Raw genomic sequence first — 18,354 nt, 5'->3', positions numbered from 1 at the left:
TAGTATACCATAAAACACTATCTTTTTTTAGGGCTGTCTCTATCTTTCTAGGCTGACAAGATAAATTTGTGAAATCTATTACAAAAAGTTATAGTATTATAATTTTTACTAATTTTTATTTTTACTTTGTCTATGTTATAGTTTATATAGTTAGTGAAATCACAAACAATATTTTGAGGAGGCATTTTAATGTCAGAAACAATTCAAAAACAGTCTGCTAAACTTTTTACAATGAATGTATTAAATGGTATAGCCTTAGGAACTGTTATCGTTCTTATTCCCGGAGCAATTTTGGGGGAATTGATGAAAGCTTTGCTACCAATGTGGTCCGGATTTGCTACGCTTATTGCAGCAACAGGGCTTGCGACAAGTATGATGGGGCTAGTTATAGGTATGCTTGTTGGGATTAATTTTAAATTTGCTCCCATTCAATCAGCATCTTTAGGATTAGCTGTGATGTTCGCAGGTGGTGCTGCTAACTTTAATAATGGTATAATGGTACTCAAAGGAACTGGTGATATTATCAATATGGGGATTACAGCTGCACTTGGTGTGCTTTTAATCCAATTTTTATCTGATAAAACCAAATCCTTTACTTTGATTGTCGTTCCAACCGTGACCTTATTATTAATTGGGGGTGTCGGTCGTTTCCTATTACCATATGTGAAGTTGATTACGGCCATGATTGGGCAGGGAATTGCCGGCTTACTAGGTTTACAACCAATTTTTATGTCAATTTTAATTGCTATGATTTTCTGTTTCTTAATTGTTTCACCAATTACAACTGTTGGTATTGCCTTGGCTATTAGTCTGTCAGGTATTGGTTCTGGGGCAGCTAATTTAGGAATTTGTGCGGCAAGTTTTGGCTTATGTATAGCTGGTTGGACAGTTAATTCTAAAGGAACTTCCCTAGCTCATGTGCTTGGTTCACCAAAAATTTCCATGGCAAACGTCCTTTCTAAACCAATTATTATGTTGCCAATGCTTTCTACAGCTGCTGTTCTTGGGCTTCTTACAGCTATCTTTAATATCCAGGGGACTCCTGCCAGTGCAGGATTTGGTATTAGTGGTTTGATTGGGCCTATCAATGCATTAAATCTAGCAAAAGGTGGATGGTCATTCGTAAATATTGTGATTGTGATGCTTATCTTTGTTATAGCTCCAATTGTTTTAAGCTTCGTCTTCAACTATGTCTTTATTAAAGTACTTAAAATCATTAAGCCAGAGGATTATAAACTAGACATCTAATTAAGGATTAAGGAGAAGAAAAATGAAAATAAAATTATTCAATGTTCGTGGTGAAGAAGCTGTTTTAGCAGAACAGTGGGCTAAAGTTAATCAGGTTGAACTGTCACTTGATCAAGGCCCTCTAACTCCGGATACAGTCAAAGAAGTGCAAGGTTTCGATGGGATTGCTAATGCTCAAATTGAACCCCTTGATGATTCTATTTATCCTATTTTAAAAGAAATGGGAATTAAGCAAATTGCCCAACGTAGTGCGGGAGTTGATATGTATAATCTCGAATTAGCTAAAGAAAATGGGATTATTATTAGTAACGTCCCAAGCTATTCACCAGAATCGATAGCTGAATTTACCGTAACGATTGCTTTAAACTTGATTCGTAAAGTAGAACTCATCCGGTCAAATGTTAAAGAACATAACTTTACTTGGGATCTTCCAATTAGAGGACGTGTGCTTGGCGATATGACTGTTGCCATAATTGGTACGGGTCGTATCGGACTTGCAACTGCAAAAATCTTTAAAGGATTCGGTTGTAAAGTAGTAGGATATGATATTTATCAAAGCCCAGCTGCTAAAGAGGTATTAGAGTATAAAGACTCGGTTTTAGAAGCTATCCAAGTCGCCGATGTGGTTTCGCTGCATATGCCACCTACATCTGATAATAGTCACTATTTCAATGCTGAATTATTTAAACAATTTAAAAAAGGAGCTATTCTTTTAAATATGGCTCGAGGTGCCTTGGTTGATACGGCTGATTTGCTCGCTGCCTTAGATCAAGGGCTTCTTGATGGTGCTGGAATTGATACTTATGAGTTTGAGGGTCCTTATGTTCCTAAAAACTTCCAAGGAAAAGACATTACTGATGAGCTCTTTCTTGATTTAATTCACCATCCAAAGGTCATCTATACTCCTCATGCTGCCTATTATACAGACGAGGCTGTTAAAAACTTAGTTGAAGGAGCCTTAAACGCAACTGTTGATGTCATTAAGACTGGCACTACAGCAATGCGCGTTAATTAATACTATATCCGTTAAATAGACTAATATTGTCCAGTTTAACGGATATTTTTAGTTGTTTCCATTAAAATGGACTTTTTTAGTAATTTCCTTTATAATGGACTTACCTCTTTTTTCTGTTATAATGGAACTTAAGAAAGGAAAAACTAATGGCCTATTTAGCACTTATTGGAGATATTATCCAATCCAAGCAACTTTCTCAACGTTCAGAAGTACAAGAACAATTGAAGATTTGTTTAAATCGCTTAAATGAGTTCTTTGAACCTTATATTATTTCTAATTTTTCACTTACACTTGGAGATGAATTTCAAGGACTAATGAAAATTGATGCCCCTATCTTTTATCTAATTGATTTAATTAATGATCAGATGCGGGATATTCCAATGAGATACGGAATCGGAGTTGGCGAAATTCTGACTCATATTAATCCAGAAGTTAGTATGGGAGCAGATGGCCCAGCTTATTGGCACGCTCGCGAGGCTATTAAGTTCGTTCATCAAAAAAATGACTATGGCACTACCCAAATTGCTATACGAACAGGAGAAATAGAAGATGATATTCTCCTGAATAGCTTGTTATCAGCTGGCGAGGCCATCAAATATAATTGGCGAACTAGTCAGCTTGAGGTTTTTCATGCGCTATTAATATCTGATATTTACCAAGAACATTTTAATCAACAGCAATTAGGTAATCTTCTAGGTTTGTCTTCAAGCGCCTTATCGAAACGTCTGAAAAGCAGTAACCTCAAAATATATTTAAGGAGTCGTCACACTACCCAGCAATATATCAAGCAAAGATTTGGAAAGGAAACAGACAATGATTGAAGGTCTAGCCCCGTTTTTACAATCTCATCCACTACTTACTCTATTGTTGATTTGTCATTTTTTATCTGACTTTCATTTTCAAACTCCTAAAATAGCTGATAAGAAAGACACTAATAGTCTTTATCTTGCTTATCACATCCTTGGTGTCACAGTTCCCTTAGTTATTCTGACTTGCTTGATTCCTAAGATATGGTTAATTACTTTTCTTATAGTGACTAGTCATGGTCTCATTGATTTCTGCAAACCTAAAGTGATTACATTATTACAATGGAAGCAAGAGTGGATTTTTTTGTTGGACCAGTTTTTCCATATCATGATTATTGTTTATACAAGTATCGTTTTGGCACCTGCTCCCTTACCTCAATGGGTAAGTCCTAAGTCACTATTAACAATTCTCTTCCTTATTCTCATAACAAAACCGACTAATATTTTCTTTAAAATCTTTTTTAGTAAATATCAACCTGAACAGGGACAAAAGATGGATACGATTCGTGGAGCTGGAGCAACAATTGGTATTTTAGAAAGAATAGTGATTGGTATTTGTATGATAATGGGACAATTTGCTTCTATAGGACTTGTTTTTACTGCTAAATCAATTGCTCGGTATAATAAAATTTCAGAAAGTCCAGCTTTCGCAGAGTATTATTTAATCGGTTCACTTTTTAGTATATTAAGTGTTTTCTTGGCAGCTTGGATCTGTTTCTTTTAACGTAACTATAGTTATGTTAAAAGAAACTCTCGGTTTTTGCTTTTGCTGAAAATTCTGCTATAATATAGCAAGTAAAATTAAAGAAAGATTTGTGGAAAGAAAACTTTCCAAAGAGGTATTAGTCTATTGTCTCAATCTTATATTAACGTTATTGGAGCGGGCTTAGCCGGCTCAGAAGCTGCCTACCAAATTGCGAAACGTGGTATTCCTGTAAAGCTCTACGAAATGCGAGGAGTCAAACCAACTCCTCAACATAAAACAGAAAACTTTGCCGAACTGGTTTGTTCAAATTCTTTCCGTGGCGATAGTCTTACTAATGCAGTGGGGCTATTGAAGGAAGAGATGCGTCGTCTAGATTCCATTATTATGCGCGCTGGAGAGGCTCATCGCGTTCCAGCAGGTGGCGCTATGGCAGTTGACCGCCTTGCTTATGCAGAAGCTGTCACTGCTGAGCTGGAGAATCATCCCCTCATTGAGGTTATCCGTGGTGAAATCACAGACATACCTAAAGATGCTGTTACAGTCATTGCAACAGGTCCGTTAACATCAGATGCTTTGGCTGAAAAAATTCATGCTCTAAACGGCGGTGATGGTTTTTATTTTTACGATGCCGCGGCACCTATCATTGATAAATCAACTATTAATATGGACAAAGTCTACCTCAAGTCTCGCTATGATAAGGGAGAGGCTGCCTACCTTAACTGCCCGATGACCAAGGAAGAATTCATGGCCTTCCATGAAGCTTTAACAACAGCAGAAGAAGCACCGCTCAATTCCTTTGAAAAAGAAAAATACTTTGAAGGCTGTATGCCAATCGAGGTTATGGCTAAACGTGGGATCAAAACAATGTTATATGGACCAATGAAGCCTGTTGGTTTAGAGTATCCTGAAGACTATACCGGACCACGCGATGGTCATTTCAAAACACCTTATGCAGTGGTCCAATTGCGACAGGATAATGCTGCCGGAAGTCTCTACAATATGGTTGGTTTCCAAACACATTTGAAGTGGGGTGAGCAGAAACGAGTTTTCCAGATGATTCCTGGGCTTGAAAATGCTGAGTTTGTCCGTTACGGGGTGATGCATCGTAATTCTTATATGGACTCTCCAAATCTACTCAAACAAACTTTCCAATCACGCGCCAATGAGAATTTATTCTTTGCAGGTCAAATGACGGGGGTTGAAGGGTATGTTGAATCCGCCGCATCAGGCTTAGTAGCTGGTATCAATGCAGTTAAGAAATTTAAGGGACAAGCAGAAGTTATCTTCCCAGAAACAACAGCTATTGGTTCTTTACCACATTATGTAACGCATGCTGATAGCAAACATTTTCAACCAATGAATATTAACTTTGGGATTATTAAAGAATTAGAAGGTCCTCGTATTCGTGATAAAAAGGAACGTTATGAAGCTATTGCTGCAAGATCGCTTAGAGAGTTAGAAACTTTCCTAGCATACTAAAAATAGGTTTTGGAATTTTTCCAAAACCTATTTTTTATGAAGAGGAAACTTGGCATGCTTAAGACTTTCAAAGATACTAGCTATTTTTTGGTTTCTTTCTACAATACGGAGATTCTCTTGATCAAGGATTTCTTGACTTTTTTCTAAAACATCATAGGTGATATAGTAAAGCTTAACCAAACTTCCGAGAGGTAATTTACCTGATTTTGGTGACATGATAACAACTTCATCAAGAGAGGCTTTTAACCATTTTTTATTAGGACGTGCGGGAATAGTAGCAACAACAAAACCTTGTTTTTCCAGATGTGAACGAGCTTGGGCAAGAGGTAGACTGATAACATTGTCTAGACTTTTTAAACTTTCTTCGCGTTGTTGTTTCTGGTCCATATATTTTTCTACAATTGGTCGACCATTATCTATCCCTTTACCAATTAATTCAGTTGTGTCTGGAATAATAGATATCACCTTGGCCAACCTTCCCAATGATTTTGATAGTTTAACTTTTCTAGCCATAACTCTCTTCTCCTTGAATTTTTCTTAAGTCTATTATAGCAGACGGAGGCCTTTTTTCAGTTAGAGAAACTTACAAAACTGTAAGTTTTCAGGCATAGCTTGTAAGTATACCGCATTTTACAAAGGTTATAATAAAAGAGAAATAAGGGAATACATAAGGCACATTCCCCTTGAAAAAGGTATAATGAGACAAGGAGTAAAAGTTATGCTATTAGATATACAACATTTGGAAAAAGTTTATCGGACGCGATTTTCAAAGGAAGAGACTAAAGCCTTACAAGATATTGATTTTAAAATTGATAATGGTGAGTTTATTGCAATTATGGGTGAGTCTGGTTCAGGAAAAACAACGCTTTTAAATATTTTAGCTACTTTAGAGAAACCAACTCGTGGAGCAGTTTTTCTAAATGGAGAAGATATTACCAAAATAAAGGAAAACCATTTAGCTCGTTTTCGTTTACATAACCTAGGCTTTGTTTTCCAAGAATTTAATTTATTAGATACTTTATCTATTAAGGATAATATTTTTTTACCTTTAGTTCTTGATCGCCAATCTTACAAAGAGATGAATAAGAGACTTGATTATATTGCCCCTAAATTACGTATAGAGTCGCTTTTGGAGAAACGTCCTTTTGAAATTTCGGGTGGGCAAAAGCAAAGGGTAGCTATTGCAAGAAGCTTAATTACCAACCCTAAATTACTTTTAGCTGATGAACCGACGGCAGCTTTAGACTATCGTAATTCAGAGGATTTATTGAATCTTTTTGAAGATATTAATAGGGATGGACAGACAATCTTAATGGTAACTCATTCAGCAAATGCAGCTAGTCATGCTAAACGGGTGCTCTTTATTAAGGATGGCCGTATTTTCCATCAAATATATCGTGGAACTAAAGATAAGGTTCAATTCAGTAAAGATATCTCCCTTACCATGACTGGTCTATTAGGGGGTGAATAACATGTTCTATCTCAAATTAGCTTGGAATAATCTCAAAAAATCAAAAGTGGTAGTGGCTCCTTTTTTACTAGCCAGTACAGTCCTTTTTATGCTGAATAATATTGTGACTATTATAATGACAAGTCCTCTTTCTATAGATATGCAAAATGGAAAGATTCTATTAGGTCTAGCAGCAGTAGTATTGACGCTTTTTGCTATTATTATGGAAATATATAGTTATCAGTTTCTTTTAAAACAGCGTAGTCGTGAATTCGGACTTTATAATATTCTAGGTATGAATAAGAAACAAATAGGATTGGTGTTAAGCTTTGAATTATGGATGATGTATCTAGCCATCGTAGTGATTGGCTGTCTTAGTTCCTTTGTCTTTTCACATCTTTTTTATCTCATCTTTGCTAATTTAATTCACTATAATCAGCTACAATTGCAAGTTAACAGTAGTGCTTTTGCCATGACAAGTATGGCCTTTGCTGCCATTTTTATGCTACTTACGCTAATTGGTCTGGTAAAAATTAGAAAAACCTCCCCATTAATGCTATTTAGAGATCAAGAGCAAGGTGAAATGGAACCAAAAGGGAATGTCATTTTAGCAAGTTTAGCTATTATTTCTCTTAGTATTGGTTATTATCTATCAATAACATCAACCAAACTAGCGGCTTTAGCTGTCATTTACCGTTTTTTTATTGCTGTCGTCTTTGTTATTATCGGAACCTATTTGTTTTATATTTCTTTTCTGACATGGTACTTAAAATATAAGAAAAAGCAGAAGGCTTATTTTTATAAACCAGAACACTTTGTTTCAACATCACAAATGATTTTCCGAATGAAGCAAAACGCTGTTGGTCTGGCCAATATTACCCTACTAGCAGTAATGACTTTTATTGCAATAGCTACGACAACGGCTTTATACAGTAATATCGACTATCAAACAAAAATGATTTTTCCTAAAAATACTAAAGTAACCCTTATAGGTAAAAATGAAAAAGAATTACAAAAGAACTTTGATCAAGCATTTATAAAACCCTTAAATCGTCAAGCTAAGGACTTTACTCGTTATACTAGTGCTATGATTAATTTCCCACTAGGCAAGGGTAAAGAGATGACAGTTACAGAGACTGACCTGAAAAATCCTAATTATGGTAACTTATCTTATTCTTACCTTATTACGGCTGATGATTTTAAAGCACTTGGCAATCAAGCGCCTGCCCTTAAGCAAGACCAGATTCTCTTTTATAAGCAAAAAGGCGATAGTCAATTTAAGAAAATTACGTTACTTGGACAAACTTTTGATGTTAAAGAAAATCTCAAATCAGTTTCTCACCCGGAAACCGTGAATACCTATAACCCTTCTGTTGTTGTGGTAAAGAATCAACTAGTATTTGATAAAATTCTTAAGCGTTATGGTCAAATAACCAAGTATCCCGTTGAACCTAATTATATTGTGATGGGAGACTTGTCAAAAAAGGAAATATCGAGCATTTTGGATAAGCAAGGTGTATTAAGCCTTAAAGGCCATTATGTGGGACATTTGGAAGAAAGAGCGCAATTTAAAAAAGATTTTTATGCTATGTTTGGTAGCTTCCTATTTACCGGTTTTATTTTAGGTTTAAGCTTTATACTTGGAGCAACTTTGATTATCTATTATAAACAATTTACTGAGGGTCATCTTGATCAAAAAGCTTATAAGATTCTTCAAGAGGTGGGAATGAGTGCCAAGCAGGTAAAGCATACGATCAATTCTCAACTATTTTTAGTCTTTTTTACACCGCTCGCCTTTGCTGTCCTTCATTTTATTGTGGCTCTTGTTATGTTAAAACAGATGTTGCTTCTCTTTGGTGTGACAAATAATCCAATGATTTATATGGTTAGTACCATAACGATTACTGTTATTATCTGTCTTTATTTTATAATCTATCGTTTAACGAGTCGGACTTATTATAATATCGTTGAAAGATAGGAGAAGTAGCGAAATTTCGCTACTTTTTTGGTAAAATAAAATTATGAAAGACCTTGCAAAAATTTATATCGTGGAAGATGATGCTACTATCATCTCTCTTCTAACATCACATCTGCAAAAAGATTACCAAGTATTGGGTGTCAGCAATTTTCGAGATATCAAAGAGGAAATTTTAAGTTATAAACCAGATCTTATCCTAATGGATATTACCTTACCTTTTTTTAACGGTTTTTATTGGACGACAGAGATTCGTAAACATGTAACGACTCCTATTATCTTTATTTCTAGTTCTAATGATGAGATGGACGCTGTTATGGCCTTAAATATGGGGGGAGATGACTATATTACTAAGCCATTTTCCTTAACCATATTGGATGCTAAAATCACTGCCTTTTTACGAAGAGCAAATCAATTTGCGAATGATAGTCTTTCTTATAAAGGTTACCATTTACATTTTGATGGTTCATTAACTAAGGAGGATCAGAAAATTTTTCTGTCACCAACTGAACACAAGATTCTTTCCTTGTTATTGACTAATCAAGAATCGGTTGTTAGCAAAGAAAAGCTGTTAAGGACTTTGTGGGAAAGTGACCAATTTATTGACCAAAATACTTTAAACGTTAATATGACCCGACTACGAAAAAAATTATCAGATATTAATTTTAATTATATCCATACAGTGAGGGGAGTAGGCTATCTATTGCAATGATTAGATCATTTTTTAAAGAATACAGAATTTGGTACCTGCAATTTTTGCTATTGATAGGACTATATTTGCTGGTTTTTTACCTTTATCATCTACCACTTATCTATTTTCTTACTGCCAGCCTCATTTCTCTAAGTGTGATAGCGGTGGTAACTATTCTCACTTATCTTAAATTTCGAAAGAAAATAGAAATATTACAAGAATTTATTTATGTAACAGAACTTGAAGGATTAGAGAAACCTAGCGAAAAAGCTTACCGTAAATTAATTAAGACTCTCATGTTAAATCACCATGAGAGTCTCCATCAAGAAAAAAGAAAGTATGAAGAACTAGATGCAATCATTAAAATTTGGTCCCACCAAATGAAAATACCTCTATCCGCACTTTCTTTAATGGTTCAAACAAATCAAGTAAGCTCACACGACCTACAGAATCAGCTCCTCTATCTTGAAAATTATTTGAATCAACTATTAAGCTATTTTAAATTTACCCAAAATAAAGATGATTTTCGGTTTGAACTGATTGAGGTCAGTAGCATCATCAAAAGTATTCTAAAAGAGATGAGCCCCATTTGTTTCAGTAAAGATATAAGCATTAAATTAACCGGCAATTGGCAAGTTGTATCGGATAAAAAGTGGTTACGTTTTGCATTACTGCAGGTAATTGACAATGCCATTAAATATTCCTATCGGGGTGGCCAGATTCGAATCGAATTAAAATATAGTGTTACCATATCAGATAATGGTATTGGAATACTAGAAGAAGATTTACCTCGTTTATTCGAAGAAGGTTTTACTGGCTATAATGGCCACGAACATCAAAAAGCTACTGGTTTAGGCCTCTTTATGACTAAAAATATTCTCAACCAATTAAATCTCGATATTAAGATTGATAGCAGAATTGACAAGGGGACCGATGTTGTGATTTCTCCTGCGGAAAGGTTTTAGAGAGCTTATGGTTATAACTCAACTATTTAAAAGAGGGATTTCTCAAGTGGCTTTTCCTGTTTAGTCTCCGTCCGTAATCTAAATGTAACTGATTAAACTCATATGGGTGAAAGTGCAGGGGAAAAAGACGTTGACACCAAATTGATTTTTAGTGGTAGACTTTAATCATTTTTAATAAATAATGACCCCCAAGTATATTTGGTGGTCATTATTTATTTTTGATTGCATAACTATAGATATGTAAATAATTACAGCTTGTCTAGGGCATCTTTTTGTTCGTCATTGACAATATGGGTATAGAGGTCAGTAACCTGTGTAGAGGCGTGGCCCAGTTGATGGCTGACAAGCACTTGAGACTTGGTTGCATCGTATAAACGAGTTGCTAAGGTGTGTCTTAATTTATGGGGAGTCACACGAATTTTGAAATCTTGTGAATATTTGGCTACCATTTTTTCGACACTTGATGCATCGATGCGGTTGGGAACTCCGCCATATTCGGTTAAAAAGAAGGCTGTGTCTTGCTTTTCTGCTTTGTAACGCTTTTGTCGTATAGCGAGATAGCTTTCCAAATAAGATTTGGCAAAAGTGGCAACGTTTACAGAATCTCTTTTTCCACCTTTTCTGATCACTTCAATAACCATCATATTAAGGTTAACATCCTTTAAATCCAAGTTTACAGCTTCTGAAAGGCGGACTCCTGAAGCAAGTAGTAGGGCAATAAGAGCTAAATCCCGTTCTTTATTTTTTCGGAAAGACGATTTGGCTCGATTTGATAGTTTATTTTCATAGTCGCAATCGATATAGTCGAGGAACTCCATGGTTTCATCACCTAAAAAGAGCTTTTGCTTGATATTTTCTGCTCTAGATGCTAAGGTTTCCTTTTTCTTTTTAGTAGCAACTTTTTTCATCACGTTACGGTAAAAATAGGGTTCACCTTGATCATTTTCAACTTCCTCTGTTAAATATTTAAAGAGAGATGAGAGGGCTGATAAAGTACGATTAATAGTTGTCTGTGAGACCCCTTCCTTAGTTGAGTAGGTATTGAGAGAAGGTCTCTCTCGTAAGTAGAGGACGAATGATTCCATATCTTTTTTGCTTAGTTGTTCCAGAGTATGAAGTTCAATATCAGCAATTCTAGGTACATCTGAGATGCCAGAGTCCATTAACCAATCAAAAAAGCGTTTGTATTCCTTAAGGTATTCATATAAGGTTGTAAAACTGTATGGTACAGATAGTTTTGATTGATAATACTCTAAAACAAACCAGGGCATCATGGTTTTATATTCTTCAATTTTTTCTAAAAGCAGTTCACGTCTCATTGCTTGCTAACCTCTTTTGGCATTTGTTCTTAGTCTTAGTAAGAATTTCCTATAATAGGAGTATAGCATAGGTTTATATGTTTTTCAAGAAAATTATAGTTTTTCGGAAAGAAGTTATAAGAATCTAATTACTTAAATTGATCTCGACTAACTCAACTAACTGTTTGCTCTATGATAAGATGCACACCTTTAAACTAAAATATCAAGACACTTGGCATCAATAGCCGTGTCTTGATTAATCACTTTTAAAACCTTTAGTTTTTAAAGTATTGTAGATTTCTAGGAATGAATCAACTAAGAAAACTGATAAGGCAATTGCTCCCGAGACCAGCATGGATTCGATAAAGTTTTTTCCGGCTAGATGACTATTTCCTTGGATATAAAAATAAGCAATTTTATAGACTCCAGCTCCTGGCACTAAGGGAAAGTAACTTGGAATATAAAAAACTGTCACTGGAGACTTTAAGATCCTTGCTGCCAGTTGTGATAAAAAGGCGATGACTATGCCACCACATAAAGTCGCTAAAGCATTATCAGAATAGGGTAAAACCACTAAATAAATAGTGTAGCCCAAAGCGCCAATGAATCCTGTTTGAAAAACAAGGTGACGTGGGATTTCCAAAATAATACCGGATGTTATCGTTGCCACATAAGCCCCTATAATTTGTAAAATCATAGCCATGACAAAATTCCTTTCGCAATAAAGAGTCCCAATGCTACTCCCACTCCCAGACTAATAGCAATGATTAAGGCTTCCACAATTTTTGAAACACCTGCACCATAATCCCCCTTAAAGGAATCTCTGAAACCATTTGTAAATGCTGTCCCTGGGAATAGAGGCATTAGTACTGAGATAACAACAATATCAAAGGAGCTATTATTTTTTCCTAACAAATGAATAATAAGCGGAATGAGCGTTGCTACAATTAAGGTTGCTACTGTCCCGAAAATAAAGTCGTTAAGTTGGAAAAAATCTTTTAAACGGTAAGAAAATAAGAGTAAAACGGCCGCAACCAATGAAAGTAAAATTTCGGTTGTTTGTCCCCCAAGTAAAATAGCAAAAGCTAATACTAATAACAAGGTTGAATAAGAAATAAGCTTAGGAGAATAATTTTTTCCATCAATATGCTGGAGTTGTTTATAGGCATCTTCAATCCTTATTTTTCCACTAGTTAAATCTCTAGAAATTTGATTGACAATGTGAATTTTCCGGAGGTTTGTATCTCTTCGGGTAATGCGTTTAATAAAAGTTATCGGCTCATCTAAGTCTGGACCATCTAGGGTAATAAAAAGGCCAGTTGTATTAGCAAAAACTTCTGTTATCGGTTGGTGACTAACCTGTAAAATGCGAGATACAGTATTCTCAACACGATAGCATTCAGCATTTGCTTCAAGCATTGTAATTCCAGCTAGCGTCGCAACTTCTAAAACATGTTTGTTGTATTTATCTGTCGTCATTAATATTGAATTTCCTAAAATAAGATTGTCATTAGGATAGATTTTGGATTTAGCAAAAACCTCTTTTTTAGCCTTTACAGGTATTATAGGTATAGGATTGCCTTTTTCGTGATATCCTTGTTTTTAGTATATCATGACTTTGTCTTATTGAGGCTAAATTTTCATGTAAAGTCACGAAAATAATTACCAAGTTAATATTAAAAAACTGAATTAGTCAAGAACTAACCCAGTTTTTTAATATTTAGGATTTATAGATGAATTGGTTGTTAATCTTCGTTTGGATCATTTTTAGCGTCATCGTGTGTTTGATGAATAGTTCCAGGCACGTGATCAGGACCAGCGTAGATTGAATAGATTTTCAAAGGTTTATCACCTGTATTAGTGACATTATGCCAAGTATTAGCTGGTACCAAAATCACATCATCATCTGAAACTTCTTGTTCAAAGCTTAAGTTATCTTCGGCATCACCCATTTGACAAAGCCCCTTACCTTCTTCAATGCGTAAGAATTGATCAATGCCCTTGTGAACTTCAAGACCAATATCATCACCTGGTTGGATAGCCATTAAGGTAACTTGAAGTTTTTCGCCAGTCCAAATAGTTGTCCGGTAGTTTTCATTTTCTTTGGTATAATCTTCAATATTGACGATATACTTTTCTTTTCCGTGATCCTTATAGTCAAATGTCATTGTGAATGCCTCCTTTTAGTTTTCTTAATTAGATTTATTCTAATTAACTTACACCTCTATCATGCCATAAGAGCTCTTACAAGTCAAGGAAAAAACCTCAATTACTCTTGATTACTAATGGTTTTTCTGCTTTCTTAACTGCAATGAGCTAGCCCATAAAGAAATAACTCTTGAAACAACTGGCACTTTTGTCAAGAAAAGTATCCAAGCTAGGGCCGATAAAACATCTAGTGAGGCTTTTGCAAAAGCAGAGCAAGCATCAGGAACAGCCAAACGTATCATTATTTTTGACTTAAGTCCTGAGGACTCCATTGCCCATTCCATCGTATATGCTGGCGCTAAGAGAAATAGCTGAGATTACTTATAGTAGCGGGTTTAGTGTGATAATAACTTCCCTTATCACTAGAGAGAGGCATTTTTTCATTGGTCTATCTAGTCAGTTTGACAACTATCTGAAAAATATTTTGTTCTCGTGAAGATCAAGATAAAAAATTGCTAATTTTCAAGTCAAGTGAAGAATCCATAGTCTTCATCTTAAATTGCTTTTATGCTATTTACTTTCACTCCGATTCTATGTGACATGATATCCGTAAACTAAATTTATCCAGAGAATTAGAAAAAACGATAGAGAAAGATTTCCCTACCATTCTTTTTTAGGTTATGTGATTAGAGTAATTGTTTGAGGTCAGAGACCTTAACTTGCAAAACACTTCTAATAAAAGGGTATTCTTCTTTCATCTCTTCAAAGTAGGCTCCTTTTGTCAGAAAGCTGGCGCTCCCCTTAATTCTAAACCCAGTTCCTTGATAACCGTTGAACCCCTCAACATCACGGGCAGCTAGGGTTAGAATTAGCTGATTGTTAAAGGCGACATCTTCTTCAGTGCTTCTCATACCGGCAGCAGGTATAAGAATAATATCATCCTCTTTAAGAACTAAATAACTATTCCAGGTGCAGGTAACGTGAGGTTCTTCCTTACCCCAAGAAGTAATAGAAACGGGACCTTCGTACTTGAGTACTTCTAAAAATGTATCTGTGAACATTGTTTTCTCCTTTAAGTTGTTCTGTATTTTCAAGGTTAGCAAGCACCTTTCTCTAAATATCTTGACTCTATTTCCAAGCTACTTTTTAGTGGCTTCTTGGTCAGCTTTGGTTCATATGACGAATACCTTCCTCAATAATTTCAATTTGGCGAATGGTTTCTTCATCTTTGATAACTTTTTCTTTGCCGAGGACAATACTATCATGGACAGCTTGATACATACGAGCGTAATTCCCTACTTCTGAAATAACTTTTTCTTCATGATAGAGTCCATGGTCATCAATATAGGTTAAGGTACCATAGTGCTCAGGACTGTCCATACCAAAGTCAGGATTAGTAGGCATATAGAAACGCTTTAAATCATCTTCTTGACGGTCTTTGCTTTCTTTGATAAACATTCCTTTTTTGCCATAAACAACAAAACTTGGCCGCTCTTTAATACGGAAGTAACTTGATTTAATAGAAACCTTTTTAGGCCCGTAGTAAAAGTCTAAATCAAAGTAATCGTTCATACGACCTTTGCCTAATAATTGACGAACATCATAATGAACAGACTCTGGCATACCAAAGTAGGAAAGAACTTGATCAATGGTGTGACAAGCATGCCCGTAAAGATAGCTCGTGTTAATCGAATATTCCTTTATATTTTCAGGAATTTCTGGACGAAAATAATCAAAGTGCATTTCTACTTCAAGAATATCTCCTAAAACACCGCTATCAATGATTTTTTGAACGGTTAAGAAGTCCGAGTCAAAACGTCGGTTCTGATAAGCTTGAATAAAAAGTCCTTTTTCTTTAGCGAGACTGAATAATTCTTTAGCTTCAGCGGCAGTTTCAGTAAAGGGTTTTTCTACTAAAGTATTTTTACCAGCTAATAAACACTGTTTAGCAAGGCTATAATGGGCTGAAGGAGGAACTGAGAGGACAACTAATTGGATGTCTGGATCTTCTAAGACATTCTCAATTTTATCTGTGTAAACGACTCCGGGAATAGGTTCCCAAGGGCTTGGAGTTGGAGAAAAAATCGTTTTTATTTTGATATATTTCAATTGTCTTGAAAAGGGCATGTGGTAACGATTAGCACTTTTTCCATTCCCAATGTAAGCAATAGTCAGCATAATGGACTCCTTCTATTTGACTACATCAATTTTTCATAAATATGATGAAATAATTCACAAAAATATGCTACGTTCATCATACGACTAATTAGTGAAATTGTCAAAATATACTCATTTTTATTTCTAAAAACTTGTCATGCAAAAAAAGATTTGTTATACTTAGTAAAGTTATAACTTTACTAAAAGGAGTCACTCAGCTATGTTTGCAGGAGAACAATTAAAAGCTATTCGTCAAAAAGAAAAAATGAGTCAAGAAGAACTCGGGCACCAAATAGGAGTCAATAAAATGACTATTTCTAATTGGGAACAAGGAAAAAATAGCCCTAATCAGAAACACTTGGCAAAATTAGTTGATATTTTTCAAGTTTCAGAAGATTATTTCAATCTCTACCACGCTATCCTTGTGCCCTACAAGCAATTGAATACCCATAATCAAAAAAAGGTAGTAAGTTTTTCACAAAAGTTATTAGCAAAAGAAACTAAAGTTATTGCTATACCGACTTCTAAAAAGAAACTTTACCCTTATCGTGTCTATGAGAGTCTTTCTGCTGGAGGTGGTTTCTCATACTTTGGTGATGGCAACTATGATGAAGTCTTCTACGATGAGCAATTAGACTATGATTTTGCATCTTGGGTGTTTGGAGATTCTATGGAACCCACTTATCTCAATGGCGAAGTTGTTCTTATTAAACAGGAAGGCTTTGATTATGACGGAGCAATCTATGCTGTTGAATGGGACGGACAGACCTATATCAAAAAAGTCTACCGAGAAGAGAATGGTTTGCGGCTGGTTTCTCTAAATAAAAAATATTCAGACAAGTTTGCTCCTTTTGATGAAAATCCACGTATTATTGGGAAGATTATTGCTAATTTTATGCCTCTAGAGGTCTAGGCCTAAAAATTTCTGTTATGAATGACCTGACTACTAGCTAATACTAGCTTCTTCTCCTCCTCTTTTGACCAGAATATAAATAAGGCTTTACCTTGCGTAAAGCCTTATTTATATTGTCTTACCAAGAAAACTCTTCAAAATAAATGCGGTCAGGATCAACACCACTGGCTTGAATGACCTTTTGCCAATACCTTCCCATACTGATAGGGCCACCTATGAGAAAAACGTAATCTTTAGTATTTTTAGAGAAAGATTCTAGAATCTGTTCTTTGCTAAAGCGCCCAACTTGGTAGTAGACATTAGTGTTAGGACGTTTTTGTAACTCCAGCAGTTTATCTTGATAAAGCAATTGCTCTTGGCTTTTGACTGTGTAAAAAAAGCTAGCCGGGATATTAGGATTGCCTTGGACCACTGAAAATAAGGGGACTACTCCTATGCCTCCACCTATAAGAATTAGTTGCGTGGGCTTAAAATAATTAATGATAGATTGGTATTTTCCAAAGCCACCATCGACACGAACTAGTGAATTGTTTGGAATAAGAGATAACTGTTTGGTAAAATCGCCATCGCCTCGAATAGCAAAAAACAATTTTCCATCTTTTCCTGGTGCTTTGACCAGAGAAAAAGGGTGAGGCTCTGCCATCTGGGAAATTTTAGGAAAGGAAATAAAAGCAAAGTCACCTGGTCGAAACTTCAAACCAGACTTTGTGGGAAGTTGAATAATCAGCTCTCTAATACTTGGCGCAATTTCCCGGTTGCTCAGTAAATTTGCTCTGACTCCGTGAGCATTTGGTCTAAAATGAAACCACATATAAGAACCAAAAACAAAAATAGTGTAAATCCAAATTAAAATGATAAAGGGACTAATGTTGACAATATAATCGATTAATTGGATATGGATAAAAATAAGTGCTGTTGCTATTATATTAAGTCGGTGTAACCAAACTGAAAGCTCATGCTTAAACAATTGTTCTAAGAATGTTTTGATGCTTTGTAATAAGGGAATACGAGTTGTTAACCAACCAGCCATAAATACCAGAGAATAAGTTGCTAATCCTAAGAAAATAATAAAAGAAAAATCTCCAGTCCACTTAATTAATCCTTCCGATGAATCCAATTCTTTATGGAAAAAAGCTAGGAAAAGTGCTAAGAGAGCTATCACTCCATGGATCATGTAAGCACTAGGAAGTCCTACCCAGCGATCGATCCATTTAGGTTTGGTAGCAATATAAATGGCCGTTAGCATCCATACATAAGCTAAGGCACCAAATAGTATCCCAAGACTACTATGAACCTGTACTTGTCTTAAGCCATTGTTCAAAGTATATAGGAAGGGAAGGGGGAGAATAAACAGAATGGTTAACCAAGAAATTCCTAAATGGCTCGTAAATTTTTTAAGCATAATATCATCTTCCTTTAGTAATAGTCGTCCTTTACATCTGAGGTTTAAAGACTAGAGGGTTAACGTCATTCTTTTAATGTAATGCATCAAACCTATAATGA

At 35.4% G+C, this 18,354-nt stretch carries 18 protein-coding genes; 10 read left to right on the top strand and 8 right to left on the bottom strand.

Going from position 1 to position 18,354, the window contains the following annotated elements; all coding sequences use genetic code 11:
• Positions 1–189: 189 nt before the first annotated feature.
• The 5 genes from STRPS_RS08855 to trmFO all read left to right on the top strand — a co-directional run bounded on the left by STRPS_RS08855 (position 190) and on the right by trmFO (position 5,254).
• Positions 190–1,248 carry a PTS transporter subunit IIC gene (locus STRPS_RS08855; RefSeq protein WP_007891351.1) on the top strand — a complete coding sequence of 353 codons (1,059 nt, stop codon included), beginning with the start codon at positions 190–192 and terminating at the stop codon, positions 1,246–1,248.
• A gap of 22 nt (positions 1,249–1,270) precedes the next feature.
• Positions 1,271–2,263 (top strand): D-lactate dehydrogenase, encoded by a 993-nt coding sequence (locus tag STRPS_RS08850; RefSeq protein WP_007891314.1) that lies wholly within the window; start codon positions 1,271–1,273, stop codon positions 2,261–2,263.
• 146 nt (positions 2,264–2,409) lie between these two features.
• Positions 2,410–3,084 (top strand): SatD family protein, encoded by a 675-nt coding sequence (locus tag STRPS_RS08845; RefSeq protein ID WP_007891365.1) that lies wholly within the window; start codon positions 2,410–2,412, stop codon positions 3,082–3,084.
• Positions 3,077–3,793, top strand: coding sequence for a DUF3307 domain-containing protein (locus STRPS_RS08840; RefSeq protein WP_007891446.1), 717 nt, complete (start codon positions 3,077–3,079; stop codon positions 3,791–3,793). The genes STRPS_RS08845 and STRPS_RS08840 overlap by 8 nt, the downstream gene beginning before the upstream one ends.
• A gap of 126 nt (positions 3,794–3,919) precedes the next feature.
• Positions 3,920–5,254 (top strand): methylenetetrahydrofolate--tRNA-(uracil(54)-C(5))-methyltransferase (FADH(2)-oxidizing) TrmFO, encoded by a 1,335-nt coding sequence (gene trmFO, locus STRPS_RS08835; protein ID WP_007891259.1) that lies wholly within the window; start codon positions 3,920–3,922, stop codon positions 5,252–5,254.
• Positions 5,255–5,281: 27 nt separating this feature from the next.
• Here the strand turns inward: trmFO and STRPS_RS08830 are convergent, their stop codons facing one another.
• Positions 5,282–5,767: a PASTA domain-containing protein gene (locus STRPS_RS08830; protein WP_007891494.1), complete on the bottom strand. Its 486-nt coding sequence runs from the start codon at positions 5,765–5,767 to the stop codon at positions 5,282–5,284.
• A 205-nt stretch (positions 5,768–5,972) separates the two neighbouring features.
• Between STRPS_RS08830 and STRPS_RS08825 the strand changes: the two genes are divergently transcribed.
• From STRPS_RS08825 to STRPS_RS08810, 4 genes are read left to right on the top strand one after another with little or no spacing between them, the layout of a single operon-like run.
• Positions 5,973–6,725: an ABC transporter ATP-binding protein gene (locus STRPS_RS08825; RefSeq protein WP_007891133.1), complete on the top strand. Its 753-nt coding sequence runs from the start codon at positions 5,973–5,975 to the stop codon at positions 6,723–6,725.
• A gap of 1 nt (position 6,726) precedes the next feature.
• Positions 6,727–8,682 (top strand): FtsX-like permease family protein, encoded by a 1,956-nt coding sequence (locus tag STRPS_RS08820; RefSeq protein ID WP_007891347.1) that lies wholly within the window; start codon positions 6,727–6,729, stop codon positions 8,680–8,682.
• Between the two features lie 43 nt (positions 8,683–8,725).
• The gene (locus STRPS_RS08815; protein ID WP_007891183.1) at positions 8,726–9,391 is read left to right on the top strand and encodes a response regulator transcription factor; all 666 of its coding nucleotides are present in this window, start codon (positions 8,726–8,728) and stop codon (positions 9,389–9,391) included.
• A complete protein-coding gene (locus STRPS_RS08810) occupies positions 9,388–10,335 on the top strand; it encodes a sensor histidine kinase (RefSeq protein WP_007891434.1) in 948 nt (315 codons plus the stop codon). The genes STRPS_RS08815 and STRPS_RS08810 overlap by 4 nt, the downstream gene beginning before the upstream one ends.
• Before the next feature lie 248 nt (positions 10,336–10,583).
• Here the strand turns inward: STRPS_RS08810 and xerS are convergent, their stop codons facing one another.
• From xerS to STRPS_RS08775, 6 genes are all read right to left on the bottom strand, one after another.
• A complete protein-coding gene (gene xerS, locus STRPS_RS08805; RefSeq protein ID WP_007891247.1) occupies positions 10,584–11,654 on the bottom strand; it encodes a tyrosine recombinase XerS in 1,071 nt (356 codons plus the stop codon).
• A gap of 235 nt (positions 11,655–11,889) precedes the next feature.
• A complete protein-coding gene (locus STRPS_RS08800) occupies positions 11,890–12,336 on the bottom strand; it encodes a threonine/serine exporter family protein (protein ID WP_007891436.1) in 447 nt (148 codons plus the stop codon).
• On the bottom strand, positions 12,327–13,112 hold the full coding sequence (locus STRPS_RS08795; protein WP_007891359.1) for a threonine/serine exporter family protein: 786 nt from the start codon (positions 13,110–13,112) through the stop codon (positions 12,327–12,329). The genes STRPS_RS08800 and STRPS_RS08795 overlap by 10 nt, the downstream gene beginning before the upstream one ends.
• A 266-nt stretch (positions 13,113–13,378) precedes the next feature.
• The gene (locus STRPS_RS08790) at positions 13,379–13,801 is read right to left on the bottom strand and encodes a cupin domain-containing protein (RefSeq protein ID WP_007891427.1); all 423 of its coding nucleotides are present in this window, start codon (positions 13,799–13,801) and stop codon (positions 13,379–13,381) included.
• 666 nt (positions 13,802–14,467) lie between these two features.
• Positions 14,468–14,842, bottom strand: a complete 375-nt coding sequence (locus STRPS_RS08780; protein WP_007891185.1) for a pyridoxamine 5'-phosphate oxidase family protein — start codon at positions 14,840–14,842, stop codon at positions 14,468–14,470.
• Between the two features lie 100 nt (positions 14,843–14,942).
• Positions 14,943–15,959 carry a Gfo/Idh/MocA family oxidoreductase gene (locus STRPS_RS08775; RefSeq protein WP_007891149.1) on the bottom strand — a complete coding sequence of 339 codons (1,017 nt, stop codon included), beginning with the start codon at positions 15,957–15,959 and terminating at the stop codon, positions 14,943–14,945.
• 199 nt (positions 15,960–16,158) lie between these two features.
• Here STRPS_RS08775 and STRPS_RS08770 point away from each other — a divergent pair, with 199 nt between their 5' ends.
• Entirely contained in the window at positions 16,159–16,851 is a 693-nt protein-coding gene (locus tag STRPS_RS08770; protein ID WP_007891412.1) for a LexA family transcriptional regulator, read from the top strand.
• Positions 16,852–16,969: 118 nt separating this feature from the next.
• Here the strand turns inward: STRPS_RS08770 and STRPS_RS08765 are convergent, their stop codons facing one another.
• Positions 16,970–18,253, bottom strand: a complete 1,284-nt coding sequence (locus tag STRPS_RS08765) for an iron reductase (protein WP_007891353.1) — start codon at positions 18,251–18,253, stop codon at positions 16,970–16,972.
• Positions 18,254–18,354 lie beyond the last annotated feature (101 nt).

Origin of the sequence: Streptococcus pseudoporcinus LQ 940-04 (genome assembly GCF_000188035.1) — a bacterium.
Taxonomy (GTDB): Bacteria; Bacillota; Bacilli; order Lactobacillales; family Streptococcaceae; genus Streptococcus; species Streptococcus pseudoporcinus.
Note: the sequence above shows the minus strand (reverse complement) of the source record. Positions and strands in the feature narration are given on the sequence as shown.